We start from the raw sequence: 19,344 nt of genomic DNA, 5'->3' as shown, positions 1-19,344 counted from the left end.
TTCCCGAGTTGCGACCAGACCGAAGACGCACATTCCACCGACCGAGCTGGCTGGACGCTGGGGCGGGGCTGGGGTAACCGGCAGGGACAGGAATGCCGACAGGACAGGGAGCCGCCAATGTCGTCTAATGGACCCGCTCAGAAGATGACCGCCCGCGCGAGCGGACCGTTGAAGGGGCGCGCCGATGTGCCCGGCGACAAGTCGATCTCCCACCGCTCGTTGATCCTCGGCGCGATGGCCGTGGGAGAGACCCGCATTGCGGGCCTTCTCGAAGGGGACGACGTTCTCGACACAGCGAAGGCGATGGCGGCATTCGGTGCAGAAGTGGAGCACCACGGCCCTGGTGAATGGTCGGTGCGCGGCGTCGGTGTCGGAGGCTTTGGTGAGCCGGAGCAGGTGATCGACTGCGGCAATTCCGGCACCGGTGTGCGTTTGATCATGGGCGCCATGGCGACGTCTCCGATCACGGCGACTTTCACTGGCGATGCGTCCCTGCGCTCCCGGCCGATGGGGCGGATCACTGATCCGCTTGGGTTGTTCGGTGCACGGGCCTTTGGCCGAGACGGCGGACGCCTGCCAATGACCATTGTCGGCGCCTCCGACCCGGTACCTGTCGACTACGTCACGCCGATGGCCTCAGCCCAGGTAAAGTCGGCAGTGTTGCTGGCCGGGTTGAATGCGCCCGGGCAGACCGTGGTGACGGAACGCGTGGCGACCCGCGACCACACCGAACGGATGCTGCGTGGCTTCGGGGCGGAAGTCGAAACCGAACGGACCGAGGACGGTCACCGGATCGTTCTGACCGGACAGCCCGAACTGAAGCCGCAAACCATCACCGTTCCGCGTGACCCGTCCTCGGCGGCTTTCCCGGTGTGCGCCGCGATTGTCGTTCCGGGCTCTGACGTGCTGGTGCCGAACATCGGGCTGAACCCGACCCGCGCCGGCCTGTTCCAGACCTTGCAGGATATGGGGGCTGACCTCACCTTCGAGAATGAGCGCGAAGAGGGCGGCGAGCCCGTGGCCGACCTGCGCGCCCGGTACTCGCCTGACATGAAGGGGATCGACGTCCCCCCCGAGCGCGCCGCCTCCATGATTGACGAGTACCCTATCCTCTCTGTCGTGGCCTCCTTCGCCGAAGGGGCAACCGTGATGGCCGGTGTTCACGAACTTCGGGTGAAGGAAAGCGACCGGATCGATGCCATGGCGGTTGGCCTGAGGGCCTGTGGTGTGACGGTAGACGAGACCGAGGACAGCTTCACCGTGCATGGCATGGGACCCGGCGGTGTGCCGGGCGGGGCATTGGCTGAGGCACGGCTCGATCACCGGATCGCAATGTCCTTCCTCATTTGTGGGATGGCGGCCAACAAGCCGGTCACGGTGGACGATGCCGGGCCGATCGCCACCTCCTTCCCCATCTTCGAGCAGCTGATGCGCGATCTTGGCGCCCAGCTGGTGCGCAGCAACGGCTGAGGGCGGCGTGGGACTGTCTGGAAGCTGCCTTTGCGGCGCGGTGCGCTATGAGGTTTCCGGCCCATTGCGGCCCGTCATTGCTTGCCACTGCACCCAGTGCCGCAAGACAAGCGGTCACCACGTTGCCGCCACCTCGGCGCGTCGTGACGACGTCGCAATCAGCGGGTCTCCGGCTTGGTACCAATCCTCACCAAGAGCCCGACGGGGCTTCTGTCCGACATGCGGGTCGAACCTGTTCTGGGATGGAGCGGGCGAGAACCTCTCGATCTTCGCGGGTACGATTGACGGGGCCACCGGGCTCGCCTGCGCCGGCCACATCTACTGCGCCGACAAGGGCGACTACTACGAGATCCCGGACGACCTTCCGCGGGCGGAGGGATACGATCCGGACCTCACCACGATGGTACGCTGATCCCGTATTCCCCCCGCCGCGCCAATGGGCTATGAGAAATGTCCATTCATGCGAGGAGGGCAGGGAATGAGTCTCACGGTTGCCATTGATGGCCCCGCCGCAGCGGGCAAGGGAACGATTGCCCGCGCGGTCGCGGAGCATTTCGGGTTCGCCCATCTGGATACAGGACTGCTCTACCGCGCCGTTGGTCGGCGTACGCTGAATGGCGAAGGCGCCATCATGGCGGCGCAATCGCTCACGGCCGAGGATGTCGCCGATGCCGACGCGCTGCGGACGCCGGATGTGGCGCAGGCGGCAAGCCAAGTGGCGGCGATGCCCGAGGTGCGCGCGGCCCTTGTGGACTTCCAGCGGGCCTTCGCCCGCCGTATTGGCGGTGCCGTGCTCGATGGGCGGGACATTGGCACAGTGATCTGCCCGGATGCCGAGGTGAAGCTTTTTGTCACCGCCACCGACGATGTGCGGGCGCGACGCCGGCACAAGGAACTGGTCGGCAAGGGGCATGAGGTGACACTGGAAGAGGTTGCCGCCGATCTCGCAGAACGCGACCGTCGCGATGCCGCGCGGATCACGGCGCCGATGACTGCGGCTGCCGATGCGCTCCTGCTCGATACCTCGACACTGAGTATCGACGATGCCGTGGCCAGGGCGATCGAGCGTGTCGGCCAACAGGCCAGCGCCGCGATCTGATCGCCGGGGCCCTGGGCGCCGTGAGCGCGCCACTGCCGGAGTCATGAAAACAAAGGCGATACGCCCTTGCCTTGCGCGACGGAAGGCCGTATAGCCCCCTTGTCAAACAAGAGGCGGTCAACGTCGGAATGCGGGCAGGGTCGGGGAAACCTCCGGCCCTGTATGTTGTTTCGATACGCCTTTCCCGACCAATCCAAAGACCGGCGGAGACAACCGCTCGGCCAGATAAAGCGTCAAGTAAAGGAAACCCAACTGAATGTGCTCTAAAGCAACCATGGAAGAATTCGAAGCGCTGCTGAAGGAAAGCTTCGAAATCGACACCCCGAACGAAGGTTCGGTTGTCAAAGGGACCGTGATCGCCGTTGAGGCTGGTCAGGCCATCATCGATGTTGGCTACAAGATGGAAGGCCGCGTCGATCTCAAGGAATTCGCGAACCCGGGCGAAGCCCCGGAAATCGCCGTGGGCGACGAAGTCGAGGTGTTCCTCGATCGTGTCGAGAACGCCCGTGGCGAAGCCGTCATCTCCCGTGACAAGGCCCGCCGTGAAGAGGCATGGGACCGTCTGGAGAAAGCCTATGCTGACGAAGCCCGCGTCGAGGGCGCGATCTTCGGCCGCGTCAAGGGTGGCTTCACTGTCGATCTCGGCGGTGCAGTGGCCTTCCTGCCCGGCTCCCAGGTCGACGTGCGCCCCGTGCGCGATGCCGGCCCGCTCATGGGTCTCAAGCAGCCGTTCCAGATCCTCAAGATGGACCGCCGCCGTGGCAACATCGTTGTGTCCCGCCGTGCGATCCTCGAGGAGTCCCGCGCCGAGCAGCGTGCCGAGGTCATCGGTCGCCTGTCCGAAGGCGATGCGGTTGACGGCGTGGTCAAGAACATCACCGAATACGGCGCATTCGTCGACCTTGGTGGCGTTGACGGCCTGCTGCACGTCACCGACATGGCCTGGCGCCGTGTGAACCACCCCTCCGAGATCCTGTCGATCGGCGAGACCATCAAAGTCCAGGTGATCAAGGTCAACAAGGAGACCCACCGCATCAGCCTCGGCATGAAGCAGCTGCAGGACGATCCGTGGAACACCGTCGAGGGCAAGTACCCGCTCGAAACCGTGCACACCGGCCGTGTCACGAACATCACCGACTACGGTGCGTTCGTGGAGCTGGAGCCGGGCGTCGAGGGCCTGGTGCACGTCTCCGAAATGTCCTGGACCAAGAAGAACGTCCACCCGGGCAAGATCGTCTCCACCTCCCAGGAAGTGGAAGTTATGGTGCTGGAGATCGACACCGCCAAGCGTCGCGTGTCTCTCGGTCTCAAGCAGACCATGCGCAACCCGTGGGATGTCTTCGCCGAGACCCACCCCGAGGGCACCGAGGTCGAGGGCGAGGTCAAGAACATCACCGAGTTCGGTCTGTTCATCGGCCTGCCGGGCGATATCGACGGCATGGTTCACCTCTCCGATCTCAGCTGGGATCAGCGCGGTGAAGAAGCCATCCAGGAGTACCGCAAGGGCGACGTGGTCAAGGCCGTGGTCACCGAAGTGGACGTCGACAAGGAGCGCATTTCGCTCTCCATCAAGGCGCTGGGCGGCGACAAGTTCGCCGAAGCCACGGGCGGCGTGAAGCGCGGCTCCATCATCACCGTCGCGGTCACCGCGATCGAGGATGGCGGCATCGAGGTCGAGTACGAAGGCATGAAGTCCTTCATCCGTCGCTCCGATCTGTCCCGCGACCGTGGCGAGCAGCGTCCCGAGCGTTTCCAGGTTGGCGACAAGCTCGACGTTCGCGTCACCAACATCGACAGCAAGACCCGTCGTCTGGGCCTGTCGATCAAGGCCCGCGAGATCGCCGAAGAGCGCGAAGCGGTCGAGCAGTTTGGCTCCTCCGATTCGGGTGCGTCGCTGGGCGACATCCTCGGCGCGGCCCTGAAGGGCGACGAGTAAGCTCAGGCGTCCCCTGGGCGCTGAAGAAAATCCGCCCCCCGCGACATGTGTCGCGGGGGGCTTTTTCATGTCCCCGATCTATGGACGATACCGCCCCCACATAGGCATTGGTGAGCCGAATCGGTCCGCTTTTCATGCCGATCGGCGTTGCCTGCGGAACGAGGGTAAACGTACCCGCTGGCCACTATGCCCCTTTTTTTCATCTGATTCCCGCGCTTTAGTGCGTTAAATCTCAGGGGATTCGGCGCCTTTTTCATTCCGCGCTGGGGAAAATGGCCCTATAGTCTCCGGGAAGAGCGAACGGTGCACCGTCAATTCCCGGCGGGCGAGGGGGAGATACATGATCCGATCGGAACTCATCCAGATTCTCGCCGAAGAGAACCCGCATCTCTATCAACGCGACGTCGAAAAGATCGTGAACACGGTCTTCGAGGAGATCATCGACGCGATGGCGCGTGGTGATCGTGTCGAACTGCGCGGTTTCGGCGCCTTTTCGGTGAAGAAAAGGGATGCGAGGACAGGACGGAATCCACGGACCGGCGAAGCCGTCGAAGTGGAGGAGAAACACGTGCCGTTCTTCAAGACGGGTAAGCTGTTGCGAGACCGCTTGAACGGCCTGGAGACCTGAAAGGTTCGAGCATGATGCGTTACATCCGTTACCTGTTCCTGGCGATTATCATCGCCGGTCTTGTTGTCATGGCCATGGCCAACCGACAGGCGGTCACCCTGACTGTGCTGCCTGATGAGCTTGCCAATCTTGCGGCCTGGAACTTCTCCCTGCAATTGCCGCTCTTCGTGGCGCTACTTGGGGGCGTGGCGGTGGGGCTGCTCCTTGGCTACGTGCTCGAATGGATTCGCGAAGCCAAGCATCGGTCGGAAGTTGCCAAGCGGCAGCGGCAGGTGAAGGACCTCAACCGTGAGGTGTCCCGCCTGAAGACCGAAAAGCATGCCGGCAAGGACGAGGTGCTCGCCATTCTCGACGAAGCGGCAGTCAAGAAGGCCAGCTGAGGCACTCATGCCAGACATCCGGGTAAAGATTTGCGGCGTAACACGTCCGCAGGACCTCGGCGCCGTGGCGGCGGCTGGCGGGGTCTATGTCGGGTTCAACTTCTTTCCGAAATCGCCACGGTACGTCTCGCCGGAAACGGCGCGGGTGCTGTCCTTCGAGGCGCCTGAAGGGGTCGCGAAGGTCGGCCTCACGGTGAACGCCAGCGAGGCCGAACTGGATGGCATCGTCGAGTCCGTTCCATTGGACATGCTGCAATTGCATGGGTCCGAAAGCCCCGACCGAATTGCAGAGATCCGTGCGCGCTATGGGTTGCCGGTGATGAAAGCATTGGGTGTCGCGTCGGAAGAGGATCTGCCCGCGCTTGCCGAGTTCAGTCAGGTGGCCGATCAACTCCTCGTGGATGCAAAGCCGCCGAAAGGCGCCGATCTGCCGGGGGGCAATGGACTTGCCTTTGACTGGCGCCTGATTGCCGGGCGCCGCTGGGCGGTGCCATGGATGCTGGCCGGAGGGTTGACGCCGGCGAACGTCCGTGAAGCCGTTCACCTGACGGGTGCCAACCAGGTTGATGTCTCCTCCGGCGTGGAAAGCGCGCCCGGGGTGAAGGACCCGGCGCGCATCGCCGCCTTCGTTGCGGCCGCCCGCGAATGACCCTCCTGTGGCGCGAGGCGCTGCGCTACGATGTTCCGGTCATCGTCGCGATGCTGGCCGATGACGTTCTGGGGAAGGCCCGCGAGGACACCGATCCCGATCCTTACTTTGCGGCTTTCGATGCGATGCGCATGGAGGGCGGTAATCATCTGATCGTCGGGGAGTCAGAGGGGCGGATCGTCGCGACCTACCAATTGACGTTCATATCTGGCTTGTCGCTCAAGGCGTCGCGGCGGGCACAGGTCGAAAGTGTGCGTGTAGATGGCGAGTTGCGCGGGCAGGGGATCGGGGTGGCGTTGATGGCGGACGCCGAAGCGCGAGCCCGGGACGCCGGATGCAGTTTGATTCAACTGACGTCCAACGCATCCCGCGACAGGGCCCACGACTTCTACCGCGGGCTTGGCTACGAGGCCTCGCACGTTGGGTTCAAGAAGGTGCTGTGCGCTTAGCGTGCGAGCGCTTCGGAGCAAGTGGCCAGCCGTCCGGAAAACCCACGTCGGTCGGGATATTTTCGAACAGATCACCGTGCAGAGTGGTTTTCCCCCGCACCCGGCCGGTGTAGGGTCTGCGGACTGTCCGCAGGGGCGGTGGCAGAAGCGAGGAAGAGATGCCTGAGGATCTGATCAATTCGTTCATGAGCGGGCCCGATGAAAACGGGCGTTTCGGCAAGTTTGGCGGGCGGTTCGTGTCGGAGACGCTGATGCCGCTGATCCTCGATCTCGAGGCCCAGTACGAGTTCGCGAAGACCGACGAGAGCTTCTGGGCGGAGATGGACGACCTGTGGAAACATTATGTCGGCCGGCCCTCGCCGCTCTATTTCGCAGACCGCCTGACGGCGCATCTTGGCGGCGCGAAGATCTACCTCAAGCGGGACGAGCTGAATCACACCGGCGCGCACAAGATCAACAATGTGCTTGGCCAGATCATCCTGGCGCGGCGCATGGGCAAGACCCGGATCATTGCCGAAACCGGCGCAGGCCAGCATGGCGTGGCCACGGCGACGGTCTGCGCGAAGTTCGGATTGAAGTGCGTCGTCTACATGGGTGCGACGGATGTCGAGCGGCAGGCGCCGAACGTCTTCCGGATGAAGCTTCTGGGCGCCGAGGTGGTGCCGGTGACCTCCGGTCGGGGCACGCTGAAGGACGCGATGAACGATGCGCTGCGCGACTGGGTGACCAATGTGCGCGACACGTTCTACTGCATCGGCACCGTGGCGGGCCCGCATCCCTACCCGGCGATGGTGCGTGACTTCCAGACCATCATCGGCAAGGAAGCCAAGGCACAGATGCTGGAGCGCGAGGGTCGTCTGCCAGACACCATTATCGCCGCCATCGGCGGTGGGTCGAATGCCATGGGTCTTTTCTACCCGTTCCTCGACGACAAGGAGGTCGCGATCATCGGCGTCGAGGCGGGCGGCAAGGGCGTGAACGAAAAGATGGAGCATTGCGCATCGCTGACGGGTGGCCGTCCGGGCGTGTTGCATGGCAACCGGACCTATCTGTTGCAGGATGACGACGGGCAGATCCTGGAAGGGCACTCGATCTCGGCCGGCCTGGACTACCCGGGTATCGGGCCTGAGCATTCCTGGCTGCACGATATCGGGCGGGCAAAATACGTCTCTGTCACCGATGTGGAGGCGCTGGCTGCCTTTCAGCTCTGCTGCGAACAGGAGGGAATCATCCCCGCGCTGGAGCCGAGCCACGCATTGGCCCATGTGATCAAGATTGCACCCGAACTGCCGTCCGATCACATTATCTGCATGAACATGTGCGGGCGTGGTGACAAGGACATCTTCACCGTAGCGCGTGCGCTTGGCATCGACATGGGCGAAGCCGACTAAAAGAGGCGCCTAGGATTCTGTCGCGGCGCTCGCCTTCAGAAAATCCAGCGGTACGATATCCAGTGCGCGGACATGTGTGGCGTCGAGGTGAACCTTCGGCGCACACCCCTCTCCGTAGGCTTGCAGAAAACGGGCAGCGCAGAGGCACCAGCGATCGCCCGGCAGCAATCCAGAGAAGCCGAACTCCGGTCTGGGCGTGCTGAGGTCATTGCCGACGTATTTTGAGTATGCGAGGAACTCGGCTGTCATCACGGCGCAGACCGTGTGGCTGCCCTGATCCTCTGCGCAGGTGTTGCAGGCGCCGTCCCGGAAAAAGCCGGTCAGGGGATCCTGCGAGCACGGTCGCAGATCGGTGCCGAGAACGTTGAGCGACGGGTCCTTTTGCATGTTGGCGACCATGATAGGCGCGTCCTGCCGCCAAGTCACCTTTGTCGCCGTCCACCGTCCGGCGCGCGCCTCAGCTCTTGGACGAACCCCACTCCACGGTCCGTCCATGGAAATCCGCACGCCCGAGGTGACGACACCGGCCTCCCGGCCAGACCTGCAGTGTCAACGCGGCCTGCGGCTCGCCGTCGCCCTCCAGCGAGAGCCGCGCAAGCGGGCTGTCCGGTGTCGCGCGGGCGCCTTCCGCCGCGATCATCGCTTCACCGCGGGCACGCGCCTTCGGTGGCAGGTATTGCCAGGCAACCGTGTGAAAGAGAAGTGTCGCGACGCCCTCCCTGCGGGTTGGGAGTGTTCTGGCCAGCCAGTCGAGGGCATCCGCCTTCTGGATCCTCGCGGGCGTTTCCAGCGCCACGGAGATGGCGGCCTTGGTGAGGGCCCGGCGGTCCGGCTGGTCAGGCCACAGGTAGGACAGCAGCCGCAGCCGGTGCTCCGGATCGGCGGGATCGAGGGGCGAAAGGTCGACACCCTGCCGGTCGACAATCTCGATCCGGGACGGTGCCGGTGGCGCTCCCGTCCAGTCGGGCCGCAGACGGACAGCGCTCTCCCCTGGGCCATAGCTGGTTGAACCGGCGGAGAGGTGGAACCGATCCATGCGGAGCGCAAGACCGGCACTGCATCCAACCTCCCACACGGCCAGGGGCTTGCCGGTTTCGCGAGCAAGCAGGTGGAGCGCCGGGATCAATGCCGCGGCGCGCCGGACCTCGTTGGTCTGCGGCGGTCTGTCGAGCCATGGGGAAAGCGTGTCGGAATGCCGCCTGAAAGCAGAATCGATGGCCGACCAGAGCACGTCGTCGGATACGTCGTTTGGCGGGTAGGCCGAAGCGAGTTCCGGCTCGGTGTTTGAGATCACGAGCGCATGCAGCCCACCGGCGAGGCGCAGGGACACATTGTCCGCAGCGGCCCGGGGATCTCCCTTCCATGCCAGAACCTTGTCACTGATCGGCGTGCCCGGTGCGAGGCGCTCCGCCAGCAACCGCATCAGTCGCCCCATGAAAGGCGATCCCAACCGCTCCAGTGTCGGCGCTTGCTCCGCGAAGGAGGCACGAACCGCGTCCGCGGGTGTCATTTGAACCGATCGACGAGCTTTTGCAGGGGCGACCGGGACTCCGGAGCTGGCTGTTCGGGCTTCCGCTCATCCGGCGATTGCTTTGGCGGGGCCTTTGCCTCTTTTTGCTGTGTCGTCGAGGAGCGGGGTGGGTTCACGCGCAGGGCAATCGCGTTCAGAAACCTGCCGGTATCGCCTGACGCCAGTTGCGGGGCGCCGTCGCATATGCCGCGCAGCAAATCGTCCAACCAGTCCGCGTCTGCCTTCGGAAAGTCACGAAGGACATAGCCCGAAACGGCGTCCTTATGGCCGGGATGACCGATGCCGAGGCGAACGCGGCGATACTCCGGGCCGATGGCCGCGTGGATCGAGCGCAGACCGTTGTGACCCGCGTGCCCGCCACCCTGCTTGACCCGCACCTTGCCCGGCGCAAGGTCAAGCTCGTCGTGGAACACGGTGACATCGTCCGGCTCCAGCTTGAAGAAGCGCATCGCTTCACCCACCGATTGACCCGAGCGGTTCATGAAGGTTTCAGGCTTCAGGAGCAACACTCGCTCCGACCCGAGCCGCCCTTCGCTGAGCGCGCCCTGGAACTTCCCGCGCCATGGGGCAAATCCATGATCCGCGGCGATGCGGTCCAGCGCCATGAAGCCGATGTTGTGTCTGTTCTGGGCGTACTTGGCGCCGGGATTGCCGAGGCCGACAAACAACTGCACGGGCGGTTTCCTTTGTTCCGGGTGGTTGACCTTGTCCTTCTCTTGCCCTGAACTGCGATGCAATGCCAGCCCTCTGGCCGGCGGGTGAAAACGACAGAGAGAGTGCCATGTTCCTGACAATGAACCGCTTCCAGATCAAGCCGGGCTGCGAGGATGCGTTCGAGGCGATCTGGAAGGGCCGCGAGTCAAAGCTCCCGGACGTGCCCGGCTTCGTGTCATTTCACCTGATGCGAGGCCCGGAGATGGACGACCACACGCTATATGCTTCGCACACCATGTGGGCCAGCGAGGACGCCTTCCGCGACTGGACGAAGTCCGAGGCGTTTCGACAAGCCCATTCCGGAGTGCGATCGAGCAAGGATATCTATATCGGGGCACCTGAGTTGGAGGTTTTCTCTTCAGTGCAATCCATCGGCTGAGCCGTGTGGCGAAAGTCCTTGGCTCGGCAATTGAAGCCACAAGGAAGGCTGCTGGTTCGTCTCGCATCCAAGGGTAAAAACGCGCCCATTTCGAGCGGTGTTCTGACAGCTAGCAGGACCCGCCCTCACGGGCGGGCGCGCAACTGCTGGCGCGTTGCGGCCGCCACGGCAGGCCGGCATTCTTCCAGCCGTTGACGTTGCGATTGCCGGTTGCAGCGCGATCGCCCTCGAACCCATCCGTGACCGTGTAGACCCGGGTGAAGCCGAGCCGTGAGATCGCATCGACCGCTTCGGCCGAACGATTGCCGGAGCGGCAGATGACGACGATCGGCTGATCTGGCACAAGCTTCCTGTCGTTGGCGAGCTTCGCGACGCCGGGCAGGAAGTCCTTGTTGAAGATCAAGCGGCCGTGGTCGAGCACCGCCAGCGGGATCAGCGCGTCGACTGTTTCCGCCATGCCGGTTTCGTCGATTTCCTCCGGCGTGCGGACATCGATCATGATCGCGTCGGGGGTCTCCTGCAGGAACTGCGCCGCCTCCGACGCGGAAAGATAGAGGCCGAGAGCTGTCTGCTTCGAGGTTGGCAGGTCACTGGCGAAAGCAAGGCCGGCGCTTGCCAGCAGAGCGATGGCGACCAGGGTGGCGCGCGCGGGCAGGATCGGTTTCATCGCATCCTCACAACAACTTGCCACAAAACTACACGGTTTCGGTGATGGCGCGCAAATGGCAACCGCATCTGGCGGCAAGATAGATAGGTGCGCCGGAACGGTGTGGGTGCCGAGCGAGCGGGCAGGGTGGGCGGTGGCCAGGTTCCGAACAGACGGATCGCCGGCGTGGCTCCACAGAAAAAGGGCGCGCCCTGTGACACGCCCTTTCGCAAACGTCAGAAGCGAGAGGTCAGACCTCTTCAACCTCTTCGATTTCCTCTTCCTCCTCATCGCCGCTGGCGGCCAGGCCAGACGGTGCAGAGATCGAGGCGATGTTGAAGTCGCGATCGATGGTGGCCTTGGCGCCTTCCGGCAGCTTGACCATGGAGATCGAGATGTGATCGTTGATGTCCAGCCCCTCCAGAGAGATCTCGATCTTCTCGGGGATATCGGCCGCGGTCACGACAAGCTCAATTTCCGGACGCACAACGGTGAGCACACCGCCACGCTTGATGCCGGGGCAATCGGCTTCGCCGGTGAACTCGACCGGGATGAACAATGCCACTTTCGACGTCCGGCGCAGGCGCATGAAGTCGACATGGGTCGGAAGGTCCTTCACGACGTCACGTTGGACACTACGGCAGATCACACGAACATCGTCCCGGCCTTCAACCTTCAGGTTGAAAAGGGTCGCCAGGAAGCGGCCTGCCTTGAGGCGCTTCAGAAGCTCGTTGAAGGGGATGTTGATCGAGACGGGGTCTTCGCCGCCGCCATAGACAACGCCAGGTACAAGCCCGTCACGACGAGCTTGGCGAGCGGCCCCCTTGCCTGTCCCCGCACGAACCGTGGCGTAAAGATCCGGAATCTCACCAGCCATTGGTATTCTCCTAGATATGGGCATCCTCCAAGGGTGTATGCCCGGTGGGTTTGGAAGCCCGCCGTATAGGGCCGTTTTCCGTGGTTGGAAAGGGAAAAGCGCGCTTCGGGCCGCAGGGTTCGGGGGCTCGTGCATCGTTTTTTGCCAAATTGCGGAGATCGCCGGGACAGGTGCCTCTCCCGGAGGGGCGGCGAATCGCAACCCTCGACGCCCGTGACCTGCCCCGAAACAGACCCACCGGCATTGATCCGGGTCAAAGACAGGGCATTAACCATACGTAATGCTGTGGTGTCGACTCAACCGACATGGGCAGGGGAGGAAGACATGACAGCCGATGCCAACTGGGCCCGGGACATGCCGATGGTGCGCGGCGGGGAGGTCTTCGCACATTGGCAGCGTATTGGCGTGGCGGCCTTCGGGTGGCCCAATCCGGTCTGGGTACAGCAGATGGCAGACATGAGCGCCGAGGTCGCACAGTTCATTTCCGATCGGATCCGTGAGGACCTCCGGACCCAGTCGGAACTGCTTGACTGTGACAACCCGGTGGAGATGCGAGAGATACAGGGACGGTTCTTAAAAACGGCCTTTGATCAGTATAGCGCCGAGACGGGCAAGCTGGTTCGAATGAACCGCTGCGCAATCGATGCATTGCTGGGCCGAAATTCCGGAGGCTAGATCGCCGGTAGCCGGGAGACGCCGGGGAGGACCCATCGGGGCGGCGCTTTCGGAGAATTGGAACCTGTTTCTGGTCGCCGCCACGTTCCGAAAGGACGTGGCGGTGATTTTTTTGTGTGTCCGTGTGACGGCCCGCGCTGGCGACCATCGTCGGCGTTTCGTCGTGCCCCTGTGTTTCACCCTATCCGATGCCAGCGCATTGCCCGCCCGTTGTGGACGGGCGTCAGGCCCTGTCTCTTTGCCGCACCCTTATGCGACGGCTAGAAAAGCTGTAGGCCATCCCACCAAAGGTAATGTAGTGCATCCGGAAAGTGAGATGGTGGTAGTGTCGACACGCACGGACATACAGGCGGCCCGGTTCGGGCAGGGCAACCGGGACACGGGACGCGAAGTTGGAGGCGACCTCTTTGACCGGCCTGTGCCATGGTCGTTGCGCATGCGCGGCACGTCCCTTCCGCTCCCACCGGTTTTCGGGGAAGTTGGGGCAGCGAACCCTGACGAGCATCCGACACGGCCTGCGTTTTCCGGAAATCCCTCCGCAAAAGGACACTATGCATGAGCGACGGTCCCCGCATTGTCTTTATTGGCGCCGGTTCCACGGTTTTCATGAAGAACGTAATCGCCGACATCCTGCGCCGTGCTGCGCTGGCTGGGGCGCATGTGGCGCTCGTCGATGTGGATGCGGAGCGATTGGCGGAGGCCGGGCGCGTGGCGGAGGCGCTCGTGGCACAGCTGGGCGTTTCGGCGACCTTCGCCTGTCACCATGATCAGCGCGCTGCACTTGCCGGGGCGGATTTCGTTATCGCTGCGTTCCAGGTCGGCGGCTACATGCCCGCAACAGCGATTGATTTCGACATCCCGACCGCAGCCGGGTTGCGCCAAACCATCGGCGACACCATGGGGCTTGGCGGCATCATGCGCGGGCTTCGGACGGTCCCGCATCTCTGGGCATTGTGCGAGGACATGATGGAGCTTTGTCCCGAGGCTCTTCTGCTGCAATACGTCAACCCGATGGCGATCAACACCTGGTCAATTGCGCGACGCTACCCGGGCATCCGCCAGGTCGGGCTCTGCCATTCGGTGCCGCTGTCGATCCTCGAACTGTCGCAGGATCTTCAGATCCCGGTCGAGACAATGCGCTACCGCTGTGCGGGCATCAACCACATGGCGTTCTTTCTGGAACTGAGCCAGGTCCAGTCGGATGGGAGCCTCCGCGACCTGTACCCTGCGCTGCGGGAGGGTTATGCGGCCGGCGTGCTGCCCAGACCGGACAACAGGACCTATCCGCGATGTGCCAACCTGGTCCGCTACGAGATGATGGGGCGCCTCGGTTACTACGTGTCCGAGAGTTCGGAGCATTTTGCCGAGTACACGCCGTGGTTCATCAAGCAATCCCGCCCTGACCTGATCGAGAAATACCAGATCCCTCTGGATGAATACCCCAAGCGGTGCGAAGAGCAGATCGACGAGTGGAAGGCCCGCCAGGCGCGCCTAGACGCGTCGGGGGAAATCGACCTCTCGACGCGGGTCGAGGAGGCTGCCGATATCGTACATGCCGTCTGGACCGACACGCCTGTCCGGGTGGCCGGCAACGTACCAAACCACGGCTACGTCCCTCAACTGCCCGAGGGCTGCGCCGTGGAGGTGCCCTGTTTCGTCGATGGCAACGGGGTGCAGCCTTCGGTCGTCTCCGACATTCCGCCGCAACTGGTGGCGCTGATGCGCACCAATGTGAACGTCCAGGAACTGACGGTTGCGGCGCTGATCGAGGAGAAGCGGGAGCATATCTACCATGCCGCCATGCTCGATCCACACACCGGGGCCGAGCTCGACCTGGAGCAGATCTGGCAAGTGGTCGACAAGCTGATCCAGGCCCACGGGGTACTGTTGCCGCATTGGGTTCACGCTCGGGACTGAGTGCGGTCGCTGTCGAACTGCGCTGTCGATGGGCGACTCGGGCTGCTACGGCTCAAGCCTGACGCGGCGACCTAGTCTCGGCGCGCTGCGCACAACCGGGGCGGGGCGTGGCAGATTGACGCCGCAATGCGTCCGAAACCCGTTTTGGCAGCGCGAAACCGTCTGTTGAGAGCGCTAAACAGAGCGAATTGCCACCGATTTCGAAAACCGTCCGACCATCTCTCAAGATGGTTGCAAAGCCGGTGCGTGCGTTCTTCATTGCACTTCGGATGCGCCGATATGCCTTGAAAAAAAGGGATATGGGGCCGGTCTGGCCGGGCAGGCGCGCGCCTTCGCGGCATCAGCCCCCCCCGCCCGAACTCTGCGTCCTGGGGCGCCTTGGCCAGATCCGAACCAGCGGTTCGCGCACCCATCCAACATCTGCCACCCAGTCAGCGACTTCCCGGTCTGCGCTTTTGTTGGGTGACAACCGCGCCTATGTCAGTATGACAACGGCCAAGGGTGTATGCCCTAGCAAGAGGACTTTATCCCCATCTCGGCGCCATGGGCCGTCCCGTGGCAATCCCCGCGATGATCCTGCTCAGACATGAGGACATGACCATGACAGTGAAAGTTGCCATCAACGGTTTCGGCCGCATCGGACGGAACGTGCTCCGCGCCATCGTGGAGAATGGCCGTGACGATATCGAAGTCGTTGCGATCAACGATCTGGGACCGGTCGAGACCAACGCCCACCTCATCCGTTTCGATTCCGTGCATGGCAAGTTCCCCGGCACCGTCACCACCACTGATGACACCATCGATGTCGGCCGCGGCCCGATCAAGGTCACCGCGATCCGCGACCCCAAGGAACTGCCCTGGGGCGATGTGGACATTGCACTGGAATGCACCGGCATCTTCACCGCACGTGACAAGGCCGCCCTCCACCTCGAAAATGGGTCCAAGCGCGTTCTGATCTCCGCTCCCGGCGCAGGCGCCGACAAGACGATCGTCTACGGTGTGAATGATGACGTGCTGACCGCAGACGATGTCGTCGTTTCCAACGCGTCCTGCACCACCAACTGCCTCTCCCCGTTTGCCAAGGCGATCAACGACGCCATCGGCATCGAGAAGGGCATGATGACGACGATCCACTCCTACACCGGCGACCAGCCGACGCTGGACACGCTGCACAAGGACCTCTACCGCGGCCGCGCCGCCGCAATGTCGATGATCCCGACCTCGACCGGTGCTGCCAAGGCCGTGGGCCTCGTGCTGCCCGATCTTGCCGGCAAGCTCGACGGTTTCGCCATCCGCGTGCCGACCCCGAACGTTTCGGTCGTGGACCTGAAGTTCATCGCCAAGCGTGACACGTCCGTGGAAGAGATCAACGCCGCCGTGAAGGCTGCCGCGGAAGGCCCGATGAAGGGTGTTCTGGGGTACACCGACCTGCCGAACGTCTCCATCGACTTCAACCACGACCCGCATTCCTCCATCTTCCACATGGATCAGACCAAGGTCATGGATGGCAAGCTGTGCTCCGTGCTCAGCTGGTACGACAATGAATGGGGCTTCTCCAACCGCATGGCCGACACCGCCGTCGCCATGGCGAAGTTCCTCTGAGTTCCCTCGACTGACCGGGCGGCCTGCCCGGTCAGCCTCAAGAAAGTGCGACCCCGTCCTTGTGGCGGGGTCGTGCTGTTTTTGGGGAATGGTCTCGCTGCCGGGCTATCCAAGGGCAGACATCAGCATCCGGACGGCCGTGATCCCGAGAAAGAGCGCAAAGGCCCGCTTGATCCACTTTGTTTCGAGCGTGTGTGCCAGCTTCGCCCCTACCGGGGCGAAGCCCACCGTGAAGGGAAGGATGATCACCGCGCCGAGCAGGTTCACGTAACCCAGCGAGAGGGGGGGGCGCCCCTCGACACCGAGGCCGGAGTAGATGAACCCCGCCGCCGCCGGCACCGCGATCAGGAAGCCGAATGCCGAGGCAGTGCCGACCGCCCGCCGGATCTCGACCGAGAAGGCGGACAGCAACGGCACGGACAGCGTGCCACCTCCGATCCCCATCAGTGCGGAGAAGACGCCGGTGCCGTAGGAAATCGCCGCGTTCACTGCGCGGTTTCGCGGCATGTGGTCAGAGATCACAAGCGTTTTCGGCAGCGCCATGTTGATGGCCACCAGCACCGCAATGGAGCCGAAGACGAGCTTCAGGCCGTCCGCGTCGATGTATTTCGCGGCCAACCCACCGGTAAGCGCGCCGAGTGCGATGCCCGGCGCCCAGAGCCGTAACAGAGCGGTGTCGACCGAGCCGCGCTTGTTGTGGGCGCGGGCGGACGAGATCGACGTGAAGATGATCGTCGCCAGCGAGGTCGCGACAGCCATGTGCATCGACAGCTCCGGCGGAAAGTCCGTCGCCGAGAGTAGCCAGAACAGGACCGGCACCAGGACGATCCCGCCGCCGACGCCCAGCAAGCCGGCAAGGATCCCCGCCAAAACGGATGTGCCGGCAAGGCCGGTGATGATGGCAATGATCTGGAGGGTGGGGAGATCGGACATTCAGGTCTCTTTCGTCAGGGCGCCACGAAGCGTCGGTTCGTTGTAACGGCTTGGCGCGGGGGCGCAAACCGGAAGCGGACAGGGCGGACCTGCGGATCAAAACGTGCTATGATCGGGCGGGTGCGTCGAAGGGAGCGCGCACCCGGATAATGGCTGCGGAAAGGAGTGGGGAATGAAACCTGTCGTGCTTCTGGTCGGCCGCCTGCCTGATGTGATGAAGACCGTCATTCGGGAACTGGAGGACCTGCCCATCCAATGGCTCGGCGCGCACAACCGCGAGGAGGTGATCGCGCAGATCGAGGCGGAGCCGAACATCCAGTGCGTCGTCATCGGCGCCGGGCTGGACGATACGATCCGCGGCGATCTCGTCGGTGTGATTGCCGCGCGCAGGCCCGACCTGTGCATCCACCTCAAGGACCGTGCCTCGGGGCCGGAGGGCATGGCGCCCTTTGCCCGACGGGTGGTCGAGTCCGAGATGCTGCACTGGAACCGTCTCGACACCGTCTGAGTGCCGCGTGGTCCCGTCTCGACGTGGGGAATGGCTCGACACGGGCGTTCGTTCCTGTCACATGCCTTCGCGACAGGCAGGGCAGGGGAGAAAGCCATGTTCGATCGCAGTGTAAAGATCGCACCGTCCATCCTTTCGGCGGATTTTGCCAATTTCGGGCAGGAGATCCGCGCGGTGGAGGCGCAGGGCGCCGACTGGATCCATGTCGACGTCATGGACGGGCATTTCGTGCCCAACCTCACCTTCGGACCGCCGCTGTGCAAGGCGATCCGTCCGCATATCTCCACGGTGATGGACGTTCACCTGATGATTGCGCCCGTCGATCCGTATATTGATGCGTTTGCCGATGCCGGTGCCGATGTGCTGACGGCCCATCTGGAGGCCGGTCCGCACATTCACCGCACGTTGCAGGCAATCCGGGCGGCGGGCTGCAAGGCCGGGCTGGCGCTGAACCCGGGCACCGGGATCGAAGATATCGACTACCTTCTCGACATGGTGGACCTGATCTGCGTGATGACCGTGAACCCGGGGTTTGGCGGACAGAAGTTCATCCATTCGCAGGTGGAGAAGGTTCGGAACCTGCGCGCGATGATCGGCGATCGGCCGGTCCACATCGAGATTGACGGAGGCATCACCCCGGAGACCGCACCACTGATGGCCGCGGCCGGTGCCGATGTGCTCGTCGCGGGGTCGGCCGTGTTCAAGGGCGGATCGGTTGAGGATCCAGCGCCCTATGGGGAGAATATCCGCGCCATCCGGGCCTCTGTCGATACCCCCTGATACCCGACCTTGTCTGGCCTTGTCAGAAGTGCGGGCGCGGTGTTTCCGGACCTGTCGAAGTGCATCTCGCAGGCAGTTGAGGCCTGCACGATGAAGCCTGCGGCGGATCGGCCAGCGACGGCTCCGGGGAGGTGATTGGTCGTGCGGCTGCCGTAGGATCGGAGTAGTCTTCAAGGACGGGGCAGATGGCCGCCGACCCCGGCGGCAGTCCCGGACAAGGAGAGATCCCATGGCCACAACCCCAACCGTCTGCGATTTTGGCTGGCCGGCCGCTGACTTCACGCTTCCCGGCACAGACGGCAAGTCCTATTCGCTGGCTGACGTGGCCGGATCGAACGGCTCCCTGATCATGTTCATCTGCAACCACTGCCCCTACGTGCTGGGGGTGATTGATCGGATCGTTCGCGACGCGACCGAGCTTCAGGGAGTGGGCATCGGCGTTGCAGCCATCTGTTCCAATGACGCGGCGAGCTATCCGGCCGACAATTTCGACAATATGGTCGTGAAGGCGGCGGAGTGGGGCCTGCCGTTCCCGTACCTGCACGATGAGGACCAGTCCGTCGCACGGGCCTATGGCGCTGCCTGCACCCCGGATTTCTTCGGATTCAACGCCGGCGGCGCGTTACAATATCGCGGGCGCCTAGATGCGTCCCGCGCTGGGGCCGGGTCGCCGGATCTGCGCCGGGATCTGTTCGAGGCGATGAGACTGGTCGCTGACACAGGAAAGGGGCCGGCGGAACAGGTGCCGTCAATGGGCTGCTCGATCAAATGGAAGTGACG

Annotated in this window: 22 protein-coding genes; 16 read left to right on the top strand and 6 right to left on the bottom strand. The window is 63.5% G+C overall.

The annotated features are described in order from the left end of the window. Positions 1-117 precede the first annotated feature (117 nt). The 9 genes from aroA (at position 118) to trpB (ending at position 8,002) form a co-directional block, all read left to right on the top strand. Positions 118-1,470: a 3-phosphoshikimate 1-carboxyvinyltransferase gene (gene aroA / locus CLV78_RS08320; RefSeq protein ID WP_106204306.1), complete on the top strand. Its 1,353-nt coding sequence runs from the start codon at positions 118-120 to the stop codon at positions 1,468-1,470. Between the two features lie 7 nt (positions 1,471-1,477). Next, positions 1,478-1,882 carry a GFA family protein gene (locus CLV78_RS08315; RefSeq protein ID WP_106204305.1) on the top strand — a complete coding sequence of 135 codons (405 nt, stop codon included), beginning with the start codon at positions 1,478-1,480 and terminating at the stop codon, positions 1,880-1,882. 66 nt (positions 1,883-1,948) lie between these two features. Further along, positions 1,949-2,569 (top strand): (d)CMP kinase, encoded by a 621-nt coding sequence (locus CLV78_RS08310; protein ID WP_106204304.1) that lies wholly within the window; start codon positions 1,949-1,951, stop codon positions 2,567-2,569. 256 nt (positions 2,570-2,825) lie between these two features. Then, a complete protein-coding gene (gene rpsA / locus CLV78_RS08305; RefSeq protein WP_245924879.1) occupies positions 2,826-4,505 on the top strand; it encodes a 30S ribosomal protein S1 in 1,680 nt (559 codons plus the stop codon). Between the two features lie 340 nt (positions 4,506-4,845). Next, the gene (gene ihfB / locus CLV78_RS08300; RefSeq protein WP_106204302.1) at positions 4,846-5,133 is read left to right on the top strand and encodes an integration host factor subunit beta; all 288 of its coding nucleotides are present in this window, start codon (positions 4,846-4,848) and stop codon (positions 5,131-5,133) included. Between the two features lie 14 nt (positions 5,134-5,147). Next, positions 5,148-5,513, top strand: a complete 366-nt coding sequence (locus CLV78_RS08295) for a LapA family protein (protein ID WP_106204517.1) — start codon at positions 5,148-5,150, stop codon at positions 5,511-5,513. Between the two features lie 7 nt (positions 5,514-5,520). Continuing rightward, on the top strand, positions 5,521-6,162 hold the full coding sequence (locus CLV78_RS08290) for a phosphoribosylanthranilate isomerase (protein WP_106204301.1): 642 nt from the start codon (positions 5,521-5,523) through the stop codon (positions 6,160-6,162). Then, entirely contained in the window at positions 6,159-6,611 is a 453-nt protein-coding gene (locus tag CLV78_RS08285) for a GNAT family N-acetyltransferase (protein WP_106204300.1), read from the top strand. Before CLV78_RS08290 ends, CLV78_RS08285 begins: the two co-directional genes overlap by 4 nt. Positions 6,612-6,769: 158 nt before the next feature. Next, complete coding sequence (gene trpB, locus CLV78_RS08280; RefSeq protein ID WP_106204299.1) at positions 6,770-8,002, top strand: tryptophan synthase subunit beta; 1,233 nt, start codon at positions 6,770-6,772, stop codon at positions 8,000-8,002. A gap of 9 nt (positions 8,003-8,011) precedes the next feature. Here trpB and CLV78_RS08275 read toward each other — a convergent pair whose 3' ends face one another. The 3 genes from CLV78_RS08275 to pth all read right to left on the bottom strand — a co-directional run bounded on the left by CLV78_RS08275 (position 8,012) and on the right by pth (position 10,207). After that, positions 8,012-8,389 carry a DUF2237 family protein gene (locus CLV78_RS08275; RefSeq protein ID WP_106204516.1) on the bottom strand — a complete coding sequence of 126 codons (378 nt, stop codon included), beginning with the start codon at positions 8,387-8,389 and terminating at the stop codon, positions 8,012-8,014. A gap of 70 nt (positions 8,390-8,459) precedes the next feature. Next, the gene (locus CLV78_RS08270; RefSeq protein ID WP_106204298.1) at positions 8,460-9,512 is read right to left on the bottom strand and encodes a DUF2332 domain-containing protein; all 1,053 of its coding nucleotides are present in this window, start codon (positions 9,510-9,512) and stop codon (positions 8,460-8,462) included. Next, a complete protein-coding gene (pth, locus tag CLV78_RS08265; protein ID WP_106204297.1) occupies positions 9,509-10,207 on the bottom strand; it encodes an aminoacyl-tRNA hydrolase in 699 nt (232 codons plus the stop codon). The genes CLV78_RS08270 and pth overlap by 4 nt, the downstream gene beginning before the upstream one ends. Before the next feature lie 107 nt (positions 10,208-10,314). Here pth and hmuQ point away from each other — a divergent pair, with 107 nt between their 5' ends. Then, positions 10,315-10,626, top strand: coding sequence for a heme-degrading protein HmuQ (gene hmuQ, locus CLV78_RS08260; protein WP_106204296.1), 312 nt, complete (start codon positions 10,315-10,317; stop codon positions 10,624-10,626). Positions 10,627-10,735: 109 nt separating this feature from the next. Here the strand turns inward: hmuQ and CLV78_RS08255 are convergent, their stop codons facing one another. Both CLV78_RS08255 and CLV78_RS08250 read right to left on the bottom strand, forming a co-directional pair. After that, positions 10,736-11,293, bottom strand: coding sequence for a rhodanese-like domain-containing protein (locus CLV78_RS08255; RefSeq protein WP_106204295.1), 558 nt, complete (start codon positions 11,291-11,293; stop codon positions 10,736-10,738). 229 nt (positions 11,294-11,522) lie between these two features. Next, complete coding sequence (locus tag CLV78_RS08250; RefSeq protein WP_106204294.1) at positions 11,523-12,149, bottom strand: 50S ribosomal protein L25/general stress protein Ctc; 627 nt, start codon at positions 12,147-12,149, stop codon at positions 11,523-11,525. Positions 12,150-12,473: 324 nt separating this feature from the next. Between CLV78_RS08250 and CLV78_RS08245 the strand changes: the two genes are divergently transcribed. From CLV78_RS08245 to gap, 3 genes are all read left to right on the top strand, one after another. Beyond that, positions 12,474-12,824, top strand: coding sequence for a phasin family protein (locus CLV78_RS08245; protein WP_106204293.1), 351 nt, complete (start codon positions 12,474-12,476; stop codon positions 12,822-12,824). A 555-nt stretch (positions 12,825-13,379) separates the two neighbouring features. Then, a complete protein-coding gene (melA, locus tag CLV78_RS08240) occupies positions 13,380-14,741 on the top strand; it encodes an alpha-glucosidase/alpha-galactosidase (protein ID WP_106204292.1) in 1,362 nt (453 codons plus the stop codon). Between the two features lie 600 nt (positions 14,742-15,341). Continuing rightward, positions 15,342-16,343 (top strand): type I glyceraldehyde-3-phosphate dehydrogenase, encoded by a 1,002-nt coding sequence (gene gap / locus CLV78_RS08235; RefSeq protein WP_106204515.1) that lies wholly within the window; start codon positions 15,342-15,344, stop codon positions 16,341-16,343. A gap of 105 nt (positions 16,344-16,448) precedes the next feature. On the opposite strand, the gene CLV78_RS08230 is transcribed toward gap, so the two are convergent. After that, positions 16,449-17,276: a sulfite exporter TauE/SafE family protein gene (locus tag CLV78_RS08230; RefSeq protein WP_106204291.1), complete on the bottom strand. Its 828-nt coding sequence runs from the start codon at positions 17,274-17,276 to the stop codon at positions 16,449-16,451. Between the two features lie 172 nt (positions 17,277-17,448). Between CLV78_RS08230 and CLV78_RS08225 the strand changes: the two genes are divergently transcribed. The 3 genes from CLV78_RS08225 to CLV78_RS08215 all read left to right on the top strand — a co-directional run bounded on the left by CLV78_RS08225 (position 17,449) and on the right by CLV78_RS08215 (position 19,342). Beyond that, a complete protein-coding gene (locus tag CLV78_RS08225; RefSeq protein ID WP_106204290.1) occupies positions 17,449-17,784 on the top strand; it encodes a hypothetical protein in 336 nt (111 codons plus the stop codon). Between the two features lie 96 nt (positions 17,785-17,880). Then, on the top strand, positions 17,881-18,564 hold the full coding sequence (rpe, locus tag CLV78_RS08220) for a ribulose-phosphate 3-epimerase (RefSeq protein WP_106204289.1): 684 nt from the start codon (positions 17,881-17,883) through the stop codon (positions 18,562-18,564). Between the two features lie 229 nt (positions 18,565-18,793). Beyond that, positions 18,794-19,342, top strand: a complete 549-nt coding sequence (locus CLV78_RS08215; protein ID WP_106204288.1) for a thioredoxin family protein — start codon at positions 18,794-18,796, stop codon at positions 19,340-19,342. Positions 19,343-19,344: the final 2 nt, after the last annotated feature.

This window comes from Aliiruegeria haliotis (genome assembly GCF_003003255.1).
Classification (GTDB): domain Bacteria; phylum Pseudomonadota; class Alphaproteobacteria; order Rhodobacterales; family Rhodobacteraceae; genus Tropicimonas; species Tropicimonas haliotis.
This window is presented reverse-complemented; position numbering and strand designations above follow the sequence as displayed.